Genomic DNA, 15791 nt, shown 5'->3' on the forward strand with positions numbered 1-15791 from the left:
ATGTCACTGGAACTAAAAAGTCAGTATTTGAAAATGCAGGAGCAAAAGGAATCGAATGCACGCGCGTATCCACGCCATTTTCCACTTGTAATCAGCAAGGCAAAAGGCATGATGGTGACAGATACGGAAGGACGGCAGTATTACGATTGCCTTGCTGGAGCAGGAACGCTGGCGCTGGGACATAATCATGATGTGGTTGTGGAGGCGATTCGAGACGTGCTGAATCAGCAGATTCCTTTACATACGCTGGATCTGGCGACGCCGTTGAAGTTGGCATTTATGGAAGAACTGTTTTCCTTATTGCCAATGGAAATGAGAGATCATGCCAAAATTCAGTTTTGCGGACCGACTGGTGCAGATGCAGTAGAAGCAGCGATCAAGCTGGTGAAAACGGCAACTGGTGGACGTTCCATTCTTGCTTTCCAAGGTAGTTATCACGGTTCGACGCAGGCAACGATGGCGATGAGCGGGAATTTGAGCAAGAAGCAACATCTGCAAAGTCTGCTACCGGATGTGCATTTCCTGCCATTCCCGTATGAATATCGTTGCCCATTTGGTGTTGGGGGTGAGATGACAGCACAGCTAAGTGCGCAGTATATCGAGAACTTGCTGGACGATTGTGAGAGTGGTATTGCTGCACCATGTGGTGTCATTGTGGAAACGGTTCAGGGCGAAGGTGGAGCGATTCCAGCGAATATCCGTTGGTTGCAGGAGTTGCGCCGGATTACAGCAGAGCGCGGCATTCCGCTAATCATTGACGAAGTGCAGACCGGATTTGGACGGACAGGAAAAATGTTCTCGTTTGAACATGCAGGTATTGTGCCGGACGTTATCATCTGCTCCAAAGCAGTCGGTGGTAGCCTGCCGATGTCGGTGATCATGTATCGCGATGAACTAGATCGTTGGCAGCCGGGGGCACATACAGGCACATTCCGTGGCAATCAGATGGCAATGGCGACAGGGCTGGCGACGCTTCGCTATATTCAAGAACAGCATGTAATGGACAATGTGCGCGAACGCGGACAGCAGATCATGAACCGGTTGCGCAGTCTGCAAGAGAGTGTGCCTTCGCTTGGTGATGTGCGGGGTCGTGGTTTGATGATTGGCGTTGAAATTGTTGATACCAATGCTGTCATGGATCGGCTTGGTCATTATCCGCCGAGTGGCAAGCTGGCGGAACAGATTCAGCAGCGCTGCTTTGCCAATGGATTGATTATCGAAGTGGGTGGACGTCATTCATCGGTTATTCGCTTCTTGCCGCCGCTTGTTATTAGTGAGCAGGAAACAGATAAGGTGCTGGAGCTGTTTACGACTTCTGTACATGAAGCGCTGGCGGAGTATCCACGCTAATGTCGCTCATGAGTCGGTTACGGCAACATGCGGTATTAGGATCGATTCTGGTCGGTGCCTTTTCACTGGTGCTGACGAACAGTGCGTTTAATGTGCTGTTGCCTTATTTTGTACAGTACTACCATGTATCCACATTGACCGGTGGCTGGATTATTGCACTATATATGCTGGCGATGACACTCACGATGCCCGTTGCTTCATTGATCGTGGATCGTCTGGGACGTAAGCGCACGTATATGCTAGGCATCGTGCTGTATGGTTTTTTTTCGATTGTGGGCGCGCTGTTCTATCCATATGTGGCGGTCATGCTGATTGTACGGTTTGTCCACGGTGTAGCGGCAGGGCTGATGATTCCGCTATCGCTCGTATTGCTATTTGATTATTACGGCACCGAGGTGCGCGGACGCATTACCGGAGCATGGGGCATGCTGCTTATGATTGCTCCGGCGGTCGGTCCGACGCTGGGCGGCATTATTATTCAATTCGGGCGACTGGATCTACTGCTCTGGCTCAATGTACCATTTGCAATTGGAGCGTTGATCTGGTGTGGGCGATACATTCAGCCGTATGAACCGGCACGCCGCAAATCAGTGCAGCTATCTAGCCTAGGTCTGATGGTTGGCGGAATTGCGCTGCTTAGCTTTGGTATTCAGCTGCACGCATCCACTTGGCTGCCTGTCTGGTTGCCGTGGCTCATGCTGGTAGCAGGGCTATCTTCGCTAGTACTTTTCGTGCGGGTGGAGAATCGACGCCATGAACCGATGATTCGTTACGGATTGTTGCGTCAAAATGTGATTTTTGCATGGACGGTGTTCATTTCCACGATTCAGGATTGTGTAATGTTCGGTGCGATCTTTGCGCTACCGCTATTATTTCAGCAGGTCTTCGGCTTATCTCCATCATTGTCAGGCATGATGTTTCTGCCGACGGCGATTGGTACGAGCCTGTTTATGTGGATTGGCGGTACATGGATGGACAAAGGGCAATCGCGACGTTTTATTGCCTGGGGTGCATTGCTTGTAACCGGGACGTTGATGGCATTTGCCTGGTTGCCGTATATGACCGCAACGATCGCTGTTCTCGTTATCGTCGTGCTGATGGCATTGCGTGGGATCGGAATGGGCTTATCTGGTATGAGTGTATCAGCGATTGGGCTACAGGCGTTACCGGAAGAGGATATGCATGAAGGATCAGCACTGGCAACGACGCTGCAACGGTTGATTTCGTCGTTTGCGTTGATCATTCTGACGCTCTTTTACGATGCACGGTGGCAGATGCTGGTGACAGCCGGACAATCGGCGAGTCTTGCACAGTGGGCGGCATTGCGGGAGATTTTCATGATTCTTGGCGGGCTGCTGCTCTGTACACTACCGGTTATTTTAACCATAACAAGAAAGAAGGTTGGCATCATTGTTGAAGATCATAAGCAAACCACAGCCTGATTGCCTGCATCTAGCCGGACAACATGCCTGCAAATTGCTGCTGAACTGCTACATCCGCGAATTGAGACAGGAGCGCCCACAGCAGATTGTCGTAGATGAAGCAGCGCTAGCGGCAGTGATCCGGTTTCCGAATAGCGGCATGACGGTAAAAGCGCAGCTGTCGTACTATTCAGCAGCTGACGAGCATGAATATGCGTCGCTATTGTGGTCTGGCGATGGATCGACAGAGCAAGCATGGAGTGGAGCAGTATCGGGACTGCCGGCGGAAGGTGATTGGGAAGATGAAGCACAATCAGGAAAATATGTACCTGCACAGCAGTCAGCGTTCTTCCTGACCCATCAACCGGGCGATTCTCAGGAACAAGCGTCACAAGTCAGCCATTATCAGCTGCTACGCTGGATCATTGCCGAGCTGTCTACGGATCAGGATGTGAAGGCAGATGCTGTACGGGAATTTATGAGCCGAGTGGATAATAGTGTGCGTAATATGGCGCTATATATGCAGTATGCGCAGAGTAAGCAGCGCGATGTTTCTGACTATCAAACTTCCGAACAGGGGCTTGTATGTGGGCATCCATTTCATCCGTTTCCGAAAAGCACGGTCGGTTTCGGTGCGCAAGACAAGCAACGATATAGCCCGGAGCTGGGAGCTTCCTTTCAACTCTGTTATATGGCGGTACATCGGGATTGTTATCACACAGAATGGGTGGATGAACAGGCGGAGCTTCAGTTTGTACAGGTATTGGATACGTTGTTGCAGGAATTGCTAAGTACGCAACCGGGCATCAAGGTAGATGAATATGCGTTATTGCCGATGCATCCTTGGCAATATGAGCATGTGCAGCAATTACCTGATGTACAGCAGTATGTGGAGCGGCGGATGCTGATTCCGCTTGGTGCAGCTGGATCGCTGGCATATCCTACTTCTTCGGTACGCACGGTGTATATACCGGATATGAATTGCAATATGAAGCTGCCACTCAATATTCAGATTACCAATCTGACGCGCAATAACAGCGAAGAACAGATGCAGCGTACGCTGGAAGCGGCGCGCTATGTATTGGACAGAGATGGTTTTGCAGGAGAAGCAGGTACACATATCGCTTATGAAAAAGGAATCGGTACGTGTACATTTGCAGATGAGATGTTGACGCGCCTATTCACTGTTGCTTATCGACCAATCGCATTTGATCCATCGTGCACGTATGTCCTGTCCAGTCTAGTGGAGAGTCATGTGCCAGGCGGCGTATCTCGATTGGTCAACATGCTGAAAGCATCTGTTCAGAACAATGTACCAATCACGCAAATAAACGGGCAAACAGACGGGCAACATCATACTTCGGATGCACTGATCCGACAAGCGGAACGATGGTTGCAGGATTATCTGGAATTGTCCCTGCTGCCGATTGTACGAATTGCTGAGCAGGAAGGGATTCATTTTGAAGCTCATTTGCAAAATACGCTGGTGACGCTGTATGAAGGGATGCCAAAGCAGTTTATCATTCGTGATCTGGAAGGCGTTAGTGTCGAGGAGCAGCATGGACGAGAGCACGTATCCATTTTGTCTGACAAAGCTAATATGAGTGCGGAGCCGCATCATCAAGCGGAAAGCCAGCAATATGCTTCATCGGTATTGAACAGTGCGCAGCAGCCCAAGTATCTGTTCTATGATCAACAGTCGGCGCGAAACCGTACGACGTACTATTTTATTGTGAATCATCTAGGTTCGCTCATTCATGTGCTGGCGCGGGATACCGGATGCCGAGAGCAGCAGTACTGGCGCATCGCGCAGTCGTTGCTCAAACGGGAACAGGAGCAAACGGGCAATACATTTGCAGCATATTTGTTACAGACGGATGCGTTTCTGGCGAAACAGAATTTGCGTAGTTGTCTGCAAGGACATGGCGATACACCGGATTATGTATATGTAACCAACAGGCTAAAAGGAGTGAGCGTAATGGGAACAAGCGGATTTGTAACGACATTGCCGGGTAAGCAGTGGACGGCGTATACACAGGTACAGGAACGGATTATGCGGCAGACGCTGGAAGCACTTTGGTTTGAAGGCATCGTTTCTTATCAATGCGAAGGTCAGCGCTGGATGACAGATGGAACGACGGCAGACGGACAGACGGTTACATACACCTGCATCGCAGAGCAGAAAGCGAGCTTTGGGCGGGTGAAAATAGAGCAGGGCACGCTTCAGCGTAATGGCGAATCTTGCACCGACCTCTATGTATTTTTGGAAGAAGTAGTACATCATCGGCTGGAGGGCGAACGGGTTCAACATTTCATCCATGAGCTGTTGGAGACGCTTGCCAAAGACAGCCAGTGCCGTGCCAATCTGCCTGCACGTATCCCGGTAGAAGATCGTCATTATGATGCGCTGGAAAGTCATATGACCGATGGTCATCCGTATCATCCAAGCTATAAGTCGCGTCTGGGCTTCTCCCTGCGAGATAATGCCGCTTACGGACCGGAGTTCAACACCGATGTACAGCTATTCTGGGTAGCGGCGCAACGGCAATGGGCGGATACTGCATTGTCGCAGGGCGTGAGCTATGAGAAGCTGCTTGAACAGCATTTGACAGTAGAAGATCGGACACGGTTTGAACAGTTAATCACTGCAACCGGCAATTCGGTTAACGATTATGTGCTGTTGCCTGTGCATCCGTGGCAATGGGAGCATCAGATTCAGCCCGTATTCACTGGACAACTGTCGCGACAGGAATTGATTGCACTGGGCTATAGCGATACACCGTATCGGGCGCAGCAATCCATCCGTTCGTTATCCAATCGCCGTCATGCTGATGCGCCGTATATCAAGCTGGCACTGCATATGACCAATACCTCGACCAGTCGTATTCTGGCACATCATACGACGCAGAACGCACCGTTGATCAGCGACTGGCTGGAGCGTTTGATTGCGCAGGATGCGTATTTGCAGCAATTGGATTTTGACATTTTAAAAGAAATCATGGGCATTTCCTTCCGTTATGCTGAGTTGCCTGCGCTACAGTATGGTAGCGCATATGGATCGCTCGGCACGATCTGGCGCGAAAATGTAAGCACCAAGCTGCATGAAGGGGAAGACGCGTGGCCGCTCAACGCGGTATCGCTCATCCAGCCGGACGGCGAACCGTTCTGTGCCGACGTGATTGCACGGCATGGCGTACGTACATGGAGTCGCGAGCTGGTGCGCAACGTCGTTCTGCCGATTGTACATCTGCTGTATGCTCATGGCATCGCGCTGGAAAGTCACGCGCAAAACATTATTCTCGTGCTGGAACAAGGACTGCCAAAGCGTATCATCGTCAAAGATCTGCATGACGGTGTGCGGTATGTGCCGGATCAACTGTTACATCCCGAATGGGCACCAGAGCTGCATCCCATTCCCGAAACGCATCGCAAATTCAACCGGTATTCATTCATCCATGCGGAGACAACGGAGGAAGTACGGGATTATACGTATGACGCCTTTTTCTTCATTTGCGTAACGGAGCTGGCATTGACGATGGAGAAATTCGGCTTGCCAGAGCGTGAATTCTGGCAATTGTGCGCAGATGTGATTGGCGATTATCAGCAGCAGCATCCGCAGTACAATGAGCGCTTTGCAGAGTATGATCTGTTTGCACCGGATTCATTGATTGAGGAAATGACCAAGCGACGCTTATACGGAGATAGTGAGCTGTATTTCCGCAGTGTCAGCAATCCGCTACGTCAGGCGCGAGATGGGCAATGGTAATGAGAAATCATCTATTGCTGGATAGTATTCGAGACGGACAGCCGGTATTCGGTCTGTTCGTCTCCATCCCGCATCCGATTATTATCGAGATGATCGGGCATGCGGAATATGATTTTGTCATTATCGACTGTGAGCATACGACTACTAGTTTGGAGCAGGTTGAGGAGATGATCCGTGCTGCTGAGCTGGTAGGCGTCACACCGCTCGTTCGAATCGGACAGCTGGAACGCACGAATGTGTTGCGATTGCTAGATAGTGGCGCGCAGGGAATCATCCTGCCAAGTGTGGAGAGTCTGGATCAGATCGAGGAAGCGGTACAGTATATGTACTACTATCCAGAAGGACAGCGTAGTCTGAATAGCGGACGTGCGGGAACGTTTGGCAAATACAGCTTGCAGGAGTATGTACAGCAGGCAAATGAGCAGATCATGCTCATTCCGATGATCGAGAGTGCCACTGGGGTAGAGCGCAGCTTGGAGATTATGAGTCATCCGCAGGTGAGCTTTGTGCTAGAAGGAGCTGCCGATCTATCGCAATCGCTCGGTGTACCGTGGCAGACCGATCATCCTGACGTAGTGGCGGCGCTGGAGCAAGTATATGAAGCATCTCGTACCGCCGATGTGCCATATGCAACTGTTGCGCGGCAGGAGCAAGATATGCAGCGCTGGCGAGAACGAGGTGTACACATCTTCGTACTGGGCGATGATCGTAATACTGCTTTTCGTGCATATCATACCAAGCGCAAGCAATATCGTACTTCGGGAGGTTGGACATGAGACAAGCTGTAACAGAAGTCATACAACAGATTCAGGATAGCAGCAGAGAGCCAGTGTGCGCGTACGTGTATGATCTCGTATCGATGCAAGAACATGTGCAAGGCATGCTACAAAGCTTACCGACACAATGCTGGTTATTTTATGCGATCAAGGCGAATCCCGATCCGCACATTATTCGTAGTTTGTTACCACTCGTAGGCGGCTTTGAGGTTGCTTCGATTGGTGAGCTGATGAAGGTGCGCGAGATTAGCCGCGATGTACCAATCCTGTTTGGTGGTCCTGGTAAAAAGGAGTACGAACTGGAGCAGGCGATTCGCCAGCATGTGTATTGTTTGCATGTGGAAAGTTTACTCGAACTGCGCCGGATTATTTATATCACCCGACGTTTGCAGGCGACAGAGGGATCTGCTTTTAACGAGCCGACGCGGATTATGCTGCGAATCAATCTGCATTCCGGCGAATTGCCGCAGACGAAGATTACGATGGGGGGACGTGCCACGCCGTTCGGGCTGGATGAAGGCTTGCTGGAAGAAGCATTATCTATCGTGATCAGAGAAGGTGCGGGAGCGGTTAAGCTGAGCGGATTCCATTTCCATTCTCTGTCCAACAATCCCGATGCGGAATTGCACGCAGAGATGGTAGGTTTATACATGCAAAAGGCAGCCCAGTGGCAGCAGCAATATGAGCTGGAACCGCTAGAGCTGATAAATGCAGGTGGTGGATTCGGCGTGTCGTATGATGAGCAGACACCAGACTTTGACTGGAAGCTGTTCACTTCACTGGTGGTAGAGTTGCCGTTACGAGAGTTATTGCCGCAAGCGAGACTGATCTTCGAGCCGGGACGGATGATAGTGGCGGATTACGGATATTATGTCGCGGAAGTTAGCGATCTAAAAGTATCGCATGAACAGAACTTTGCCGTACTGCGCGGAGGTACGCATCATAATCGCTTGCCAGCGTCATGGGGGCATAACCATCCGTTCCTAGTAATGGCATCGGAGAACTGGAGCGCTCCATGGGCACGATCGGAAATTCGTCAGCAGGCAGTTCATCTAGTCGGTGAGCTGTGTACACCGAAGGATCGAATGCATAGTGATGCTATGGTGGAGCATTTGCGGGTTGGTGATCTAATCGTGTTCGTGAAGTCTGGCGCGTATTGCTGGACAATCTCGCATCATGATTTTCTCGGACATCCGCATCCTGAATTTTATTACATAACGAAAGGAAGTGACGGCGATCATGGTATCATCGGCAACGACGGCAATGCAATCTGGCAGACACATCGCTGAACGGCAGATTTGCCGCGATTTGATGAACTCTTTTTTAGCGGAGCAATTTTTCCCACTGGATCAAAAACAATGGATCCCATGGGAAGATGCACCGCAGGAGATCCAGCAGCTGTATAGTGATCAACAGGCACAGGGAGATCTATGGCTGTATGTGTCTGATCAGCTACTCTTTCTCGCTATTGACGGCATTCGGTTGGGGAGAGAATGGGTAGCAAATTCTCCCGTATATGTTCGGAATACAGCATCGACGGAATCAGACTGGCAGCCATTGCATGAAGCCAGTCTGATCGCTGAACATATCCTGTCATTCACATTGACTACAGAAGAATTCGCTCAGCCGGGCGTTGCGGACTTTATTACTGGTATTCGCACGGCTGTACAGCAATTATCGCTTAGTCTAAACCCAGACTCATTGCAGGCACTGATTGACCGTCAGCCGCAATCGGCGTACGAATGGTATGTATACGCCGAGCAGGTAGCCGCGCTACGAGATCGTCCATTTCATCCGTCGTCCAAGGCGAAGACAGGCTTCAGTGAGCAGGATTGTCTGGAGTATGCCGCTGAATTTGGCGAGTCTATTCCGCTGCGCTGGTTGGCAGTGCGTCATACCCATATTCAACAAGGCAAAGAAGACAGCTCCTTGTCGCTGACTGATCTGTTAAGCAGTACTGAGCAGCAAGCGCTGAATGCAGAATTACAGCGTCTTGATCTGAGCACGGCAGAATATAGTCTACTACCTGTGCATCCGTGGCAGTTGGAGCATGTGATCATTCCACGATTTGCGAGTGAATTGGAGCAGCGCATTCTCGTTATTTTAAAAATGGAAGCTGGTCAAGTGCAGGCGACTTCCTCGCTACGTTCTATGGCTCCACAGCAGCCGAATACGATGATGCTCAAGCTACCGGTAAGTGTATTATCCCTCGGCGCAGCACGGTACTTGCCGGTTGTGAAGCTGTTGAATGGATTGTCCGGCGAGCGAATGCTCCGGCAGGCAGTGGAATGCGATCCACAATTGCAGGATACAGTATGGCTCTGTCAAGAGAACCACTGGTGGGGCTATATGCCATCTGATATGGGATTGTATGATGATCATCCGCGTCATCTGGCAGCACAGCTGCGCTTGTACCCGGAGATTCTGCTGGATGAGCAATATCGCATCGTACCGATGGCAGCGCTGGGTGTGCAGATGAACGGGACGCATATTTTGACTGGGCTGTTTGGACGTTCGCTGTCAGCGGCAGAAGCGACAGACGTTTACCGTCAGTTGAGTGAATTGTTCTACAATGTAGTCATGCGGCTGTTCAAAATTGGTGTCGTACCAGAGATTCATGGGCAAAATTGCTGTGTCGTCTTGCGTGACGGTGTTCCGCACAGCTTGCTGTTCCGCGATCATGATTCTGTGCGTCTGCATCCACCATATACAGAAAAGCACGGCATCGCCGATCCACAGTATCATATCCGTCCGGGCTATTCGAACAGCCTGTATAATGAAACGCTAGAAAAGTTAATTTTCTACGTACAATCGCTTGGTACCCAGGTGAATCTGGCTGCTATTATGGAAAGTCTGAGCGAAGTATATGGTGCGGATGAGCGTCAGCTCTGGCAGATTACATCGTCATCGTGGCAACAGGCGCTCAGTGCAGTGGATGTACCAGACGAGGATCGCAAGCTGTTACATCAGTGCATTTTCGAAGCGGAGCAGTGGTCAACCAAGTTGATCGTATGTCCGCTGCTGGAAGCAGATGGTGTACCCGGTGCAATGCCTTCAGGCAAAGGGAAAGGTCACAACCCGTTTCACCAGTTGTAGGGTAGTAGCAAGATGCATGTGAAGCTACGCTGTCTTGAACGATGATTCCTGTCAGTCGAACGTCAATTAATATTGATAGTCGAACAATAGATCGTTCATACTGCAATTCATCAAATGGAGAACTGCATCTGTCATGTATCCATATGATCGCTAAATATCACTTACAAAAAGAGACAGTCGCACCACTCTGCGACTGTCTCTTTTTGTCCTACCTATTCGTCTAGATCAATCCGGGAATTGTACTTTGCCTGGTACGATGTATGCACTTGATGTGCCATTCGCAGGCAACGCTTGAATTGTATCCGTTACGGAAATACCGCGAATGTCGGTAATCCGTACTTTGAGCGGTTGTGTGCCTAGCTGTTCACCGACGAAGTGGTTATAATCCATCTTCGGCAGGCTTACCCAGCTACCGTTCTTTTGTACTTCCAGCTTCAGCACTGGATATTTGTGATTGCGAACTTGAATAGCTGCCCACCATTGGGAGCTGCCTTCTTTGATGCGATAGCTGAAGTTGCCTGTGATCGGTGCTTTAACGACTTTCCACGAAATATTGATTTTGCCGTCTGCGACATTACCGATTTTGGCAAACGCATTTGGCGACAGATCCAGTGCACCGCTTGGACCTTCTGGATACAGATCCGTCACGTAGACAACTGTTTTGCCTTTTGGTCCTTGTACTTCCAAATACGCGCCAGCCAGTGCCGCTTTGACACCGCCGTAGTTCATCTGTGTCGGATTGAGAGCTGTAATTTCCATATTTGCCGGAATCGGGTCAAGCAGTACCGCGCCGCCGGAATAACCGGAGCCGGTATATGTAGCGTAGCCCTGGTATGTATCGTTCCAGGCAGCTGAAGCTGGTACAGCGAACATGGCGAAGCTTAACGTAGCGATGAGTCCGAGCATGCTCCATTTCTTTGTTTTCTTTGTCTTGGTCATAGGAATCCCTCCAGAATGTTGGTTGAAGTGTTGCTGTTACAAGAAGTTCTATGAACAGGCGATATTGAATACGAACATGTTGTAACTAATCACATCACACTTCATCTAACAATGTACTATATCTTATATTTAATTACAATTATTATCAAATATAACAAAAAGGAACTATTGATACTATATAGTCAAAAATAGAATCCATACAGCATATGCAACTATATAACAGTACCTTGCGCGTACAAATTATTTAGCATCAGCGCGATATATTGAACCTCACATCCAAGCTTCGACACAAAATGAGTAACTGAGGCAAAACGACTATTTTTACATGGCGCTGATTCCATTTTGATTATTTTGTGATAGTTTAAAAAGAAACCCATTCTTGTAAGAACATTGGAGGACGATACATATGAGGCGATGGCAAGCAAAAACAGGGACAGGGCTGGCAGCAGTACTGCTAGCATCTTCCATATTACCTAGCGCTGGCTGGAATCCAACGATAGCTGAGGCAGCCGAACATAACGAAACAGCTCATCAGGTGACGATTCCATTAACAGCTGCAATCGAAAGTACATCATTGTCCCCTGGTAAGTCTCTTTTATCTACTGCAAGTGAAGATACATACTCGATCGCAAGCGCTCGTCAACAGACGGTTGGTCATACCGTAGTTGTTCAGGGCATCGTTACATATCGTCAGGACACAGGCAGTGGCTACAGCAATCTGTACATTCAGGACAATGGAGCAGGCATTGTGGTGCGCGGCAGTAATTTGTCGGCACAACAGGGACAGAGCGTTCGAGTTAGCGGGACACTAGGCGCCTATCGCAATCTGCTACAAATTTCCGCTTCAGCGAGCAACGTCACGGTTATCGATCCTAACAGCTCTACACCAGCGCCAACCGAGATCACATCCGCAGACTTTGCCGCAGACAATCCGTATGAAGCTCGTCTGGTCACTGTGAATACGATTGAGGTGGACAGTGTATCCGGCAGTCGTTACACCGTGTCAGATGACAAAGGAACCTTCGTCGTCTATTCCACCGAGCCATGGCTGGAAACAGGCAAATCGTATCGTTCCATTACTGGTGTCGTCACACGCTACAACAATGAATACCAGCTCATTCCGAGATCAGTTAGTGATATTGCTGGTAGTGTGCCGCCAGTGGAGCAGGAGCCGCTCAAGCTAACAATCAGTCAGATTCAAGGTACGGCGCAGACGTCTACGTATGCGGATGAACTGGTACAGCAAGTGGAAGGCATCGTGACGATGGTGAAGAGTAAATCCAGCTTTTACATGCAAATGCCAGATGAGCTGGACGATGGAGATAATCGCACATCGCAAGCTATTCTCGTCTATCGTGCTTCGCACGGAATGAAGGTAGGTGACCAGGTCAGTGTGGACGGCTCGGTTAAAGAATACCGTGAGACTGGATACAGTGATGCCGCCGATCTGACCACAACTGAGATCGCAGCTACTGCGATTCGAGTACAGAATGAGAATCAGACGCTGCCGAAGCCAACGGTTATTGGTGCGGGAGGACGTACGATTCCGTCACAGATTGCTTCACCGAATGGCTTTGTTACCTTTGATCCATCGACGTACAGCATTGATTTCTACGAAAGTCTGGAAGGAATGCGTATTCAGCTTAACGATGCGGATATTATCGGACCGTATGGGTATGAGATTCCGGTATCTGTTGATGTAGATAACAGTCCGCGCCGGACACCTGCTGGTGGCTTGATCATTACCGATGGTGAGTTTAACGCCAATCGTCTGCTTATTGCTGAGAAACCGAAGCAGCCGATCAAGACGGGTGATCGGTTTGATGGAGCGGTAACGGGTATTATGAGTTACAGCTATAGCAATTTTAAACTATTGCCAGATGCGACTCTGCCAACCATTATCGATGGCGGCTGGAAGCGTGAAGTATCTGCGCTGCATAACGGAGACAAGCAGCTGTCTATTGCTTCGTTTAACGTCGAGAACTTCTGGGACGATCCCGCCAATACCGCCAAAACAGAGCGAATCGCCCGCAATGTGATCGACAATCTGCATACACCGGACATTATTGGGCTGATGGAAGTACAAGACAACAATGGAGCAACCGACGATGGTACAACGGATGCTAGCGCCAGCTTCGGCGCATTGATTCGCGATATCGTCGCTGCCGGCGGACCGGAATATCGTTACGCCAGTATCGCGCCGCAAAACAATGAAGACGGTGGTGCACCGGGAGGCAATATTCGTGTTGGTTTCTTGTACAATCCAGCGCGTGTCTCGTTGCCTCAAGCAGCAGGCGGCGTAGGCGATTCGGTGACAGCCGTAACGTATGGACCGCAAGGACTCAGCGTGAATCCCGGTCGAATCGATCCGCAAAATCCAGCTTTTGCCGACTCACGTAAATCGCTGGCAGCACAATTTGAGTTTCATGGACAGACGGTCATCGTGATCGCCAATCATTTGAATTCCAAAGGCGGGGATCAGCCATTGTACGGTTCGGCACAGCCGCCAGTGCGCAGTAGTGAAGTACAGCGTGCCAAGCAGGCAGCAGCATTGAACCAATTTGTTCAGGATACGCTGGCGCAAAATAGCAATGCTAATGTAGTGCTGGTGGGCGATTTTAACGATTTTCAATTTTCCAATACATTTAACATTCTGAAAGGCACGCAGCTGACCAATCTCGTCGATACACTGCCAGTCAATGAGCGCTATTCCTATGTGTATGAAGGCAATTCACAAACGCTGGATCATGTGCTGATGACGCCGGGAATCGCGGACAAAGCCAAGCTGGACATCGTGCATCTGAATGCCGACTTTATGGAAGAGGATGGACGGGTGAGCGATCATGATCCGCTGCTCACCGTTATTGATTTTGCCAAAAAAGGACATTCGGACGACGATGATGATGATTCGGGCAGTAACGCTGGTGGCGGTTCAGGCAATACAGGCGTTGGAACGGGAAATGGTGGTGGAGGCGGGACAACCACTCCGACCATCCCGCCAACAACGCCGATCGTACCGACTGCCACTTCGCAAGGGTTATCAGCAGATGGCAAAACGTCTCGCTGGGTATTCACACCGACCATTTCTGAGCAAAATGGTAGTCAGCTGCGTTCTGTCACAATAACCGCCGATCATATTCAGCAGATGTTGAGCAGCGCAGGAGCAGCTACTTCGCTACAGATTAACCTAGATTCTAACGACACAACAGGCACTTTTCAGGTACAACTGGCTTCGGCTGCTACACAGGCGCTAACAAGTCAGCAGCAGGTGCAGCAATTAGTCATTCAGACGCCAGTGAGTAGTTATACTTTGCCGATCACTCTCGTTCGTGAATCTGTGAAGGATGCACAGTCACTCGTGCTGGATATTACGCCATCGCCAGCGGCAATCACTCAGGCAAGCCTTCTAGGGTACACCGCACGCGTAGCGGTGGATTACAATCTATATACATGGAGCAGTAACACATCCCAGCCTATAACTGAGCTAAACGGCTATATTCAGCGTTCGATCCCGATCGCTGGTATAAGATCGTCGAATCGTCTGGCAGTAGCGCGAGTGGAAGAAGCATCCAATGGCTCCATCACATATACACCGGTTCCATTTACCGTGCAAGATGATACTGTCACCGTATTCAGTCGTAGTAACAGCACCTATGTCGTACTAGATGCGAAAATGCAAACGTGGAATGATATGAACAGTCACTGGGCAGCGTCGTCAGTACAACAGCTTGCGGATCGTATGATTATCAATGGTACCGCCAAACAAACCTTCTCTCCGTCTGCTGCGATCACGCGTGCACAAATGGCAGCCCTGCTAACGCGCGCGCTCGGATTGTCCAAGACTGCGACAGGCATAGAGATAGGAACAGAGAATACTGTGAATGATGGAGCAGGGGGAGACACTGACTTTTCTGATGTAGCTTCCTCGGCATGGTATGCGGATAGCATTCATACCGCTGCTATTGCTGGGCTATTACAAGGCGATACCAGCGGCAAATTCCGTCCCAATGACACCATCACTCGTCAGGAAATGGCGGTTATGCTGGATCGTGTAATACAGCAAAATCATCTGCTCAGTGCCACCGCTGCGGAATCTGCGTCCAATCCAATGAATCGCTTCCCGGATCTGGGACAATCCGCGACATGGGCAAGACAGGCAATCGTTAATCTGGACGCTTCCGGTCTGCTGCAAGGAAATGAGAGTGGGTTGTTCAAACCGCAAAATTCCCTTACTCGAGCCGAAAGTGCGTCAATTATTACTCGCTTACTGGATAAAATCACAAATGAAAAACTTGATAATTAACATAATAATAGTTATGTAAACTAATTGTCATGAATCTAAATCTTGAGCTTAATCTCAATATCAATATCAATATCGATAAAATGAATCAATGATGGATTCGTAACATAAACAGCAAAATAGCCATCCTTTCTATTCGTCTA

At 49.6% G+C, this 15791-nt stretch carries 8 protein-coding genes; 7 read left to right on the forward strand and 1 reads right to left on the reverse strand.

The features are described from left to right. From ACDE64_RS11490 to ACDE64_RS11515, 6 genes are read left to right on the forward strand one after another with little or no spacing between them, the layout of a single operon-like run. Positions 1-1350, forward strand: a complete 1350-nt coding sequence (locus tag ACDE64_RS11490) for a diaminobutyrate--2-oxoglutarate transaminase (protein ID WP_411350110.1) — start codon at positions 1-3, stop codon at positions 1348-1350. Then, entirely contained in the window at positions 1350-2792 is a 1443-nt protein-coding gene (locus tag ACDE64_RS11495) for an MFS transporter (protein WP_411350111.1), read from the forward strand. The genes ACDE64_RS11490 and ACDE64_RS11495 overlap by 1 nt, the downstream gene beginning before the upstream one ends. Continuing rightward, positions 2761-6537: an IucA/IucC family protein gene (locus ACDE64_RS11500; RefSeq protein WP_411350112.1), complete on the forward strand. Its 3777-nt coding sequence runs from the start codon at positions 2761-2763 to the stop codon at positions 6535-6537. Before ACDE64_RS11495 ends, ACDE64_RS11500 begins: the two co-directional genes overlap by 32 nt. Continuing rightward, positions 6537-7313 carry an HpcH/HpaI aldolase family protein gene (locus ACDE64_RS11505; protein ID WP_411350113.1) on the forward strand — a complete coding sequence of 259 codons (777 nt, stop codon included), beginning with the start codon at positions 6537-6539 and terminating at the stop codon, positions 7311-7313. Before ACDE64_RS11500 ends, ACDE64_RS11505 begins: the two co-directional genes overlap by 1 nt. Continuing rightward, entirely contained in the window at positions 7310-8602 is a 1293-nt protein-coding gene (locus tag ACDE64_RS11510; protein ID WP_411350114.1) for a type III PLP-dependent enzyme, read from the forward strand. The genes ACDE64_RS11505 and ACDE64_RS11510 overlap by 4 nt, the downstream gene beginning before the upstream one ends. Next, a complete protein-coding gene (locus ACDE64_RS11515; RefSeq protein WP_411350115.1) occupies positions 8553-10409 on the forward strand; it encodes an IucA/IucC family protein in 1857 nt (618 codons plus the stop codon). Before ACDE64_RS11510 ends, ACDE64_RS11515 begins: the two co-directional genes overlap by 50 nt. A gap of 225 nt (positions 10410-10634) precedes the next feature. Here ACDE64_RS11515 and ACDE64_RS11520 read toward each other — a convergent pair whose 3' ends face one another. Next, entirely contained in the window at positions 10635-11315 is a 681-nt protein-coding gene (locus ACDE64_RS11520; protein WP_411346767.1) for an expansin EXLX1 family cellulose-binding protein, read from the reverse strand. Positions 11316-11754: 439 nt separating this feature from the next. On the opposite strand from ACDE64_RS11520, the gene ACDE64_RS11525 reads away from it, so the two are divergent. Next, positions 11755-15651: an S-layer homology domain-containing protein gene (locus tag ACDE64_RS11525; protein WP_411350116.1), complete on the forward strand. Its 3897-nt coding sequence runs from the start codon at positions 11755-11757 to the stop codon at positions 15649-15651. Positions 15652-15791: the final 140 nt, after the last annotated feature.

It is taken from the genome of Paenibacillus sp. WLX2291, assembly GCF_046603665.1.
Classification (GTDB): domain Bacteria; phylum Bacillota; class Bacilli; order Paenibacillales; family Paenibacillaceae; genus Saccharibacillus.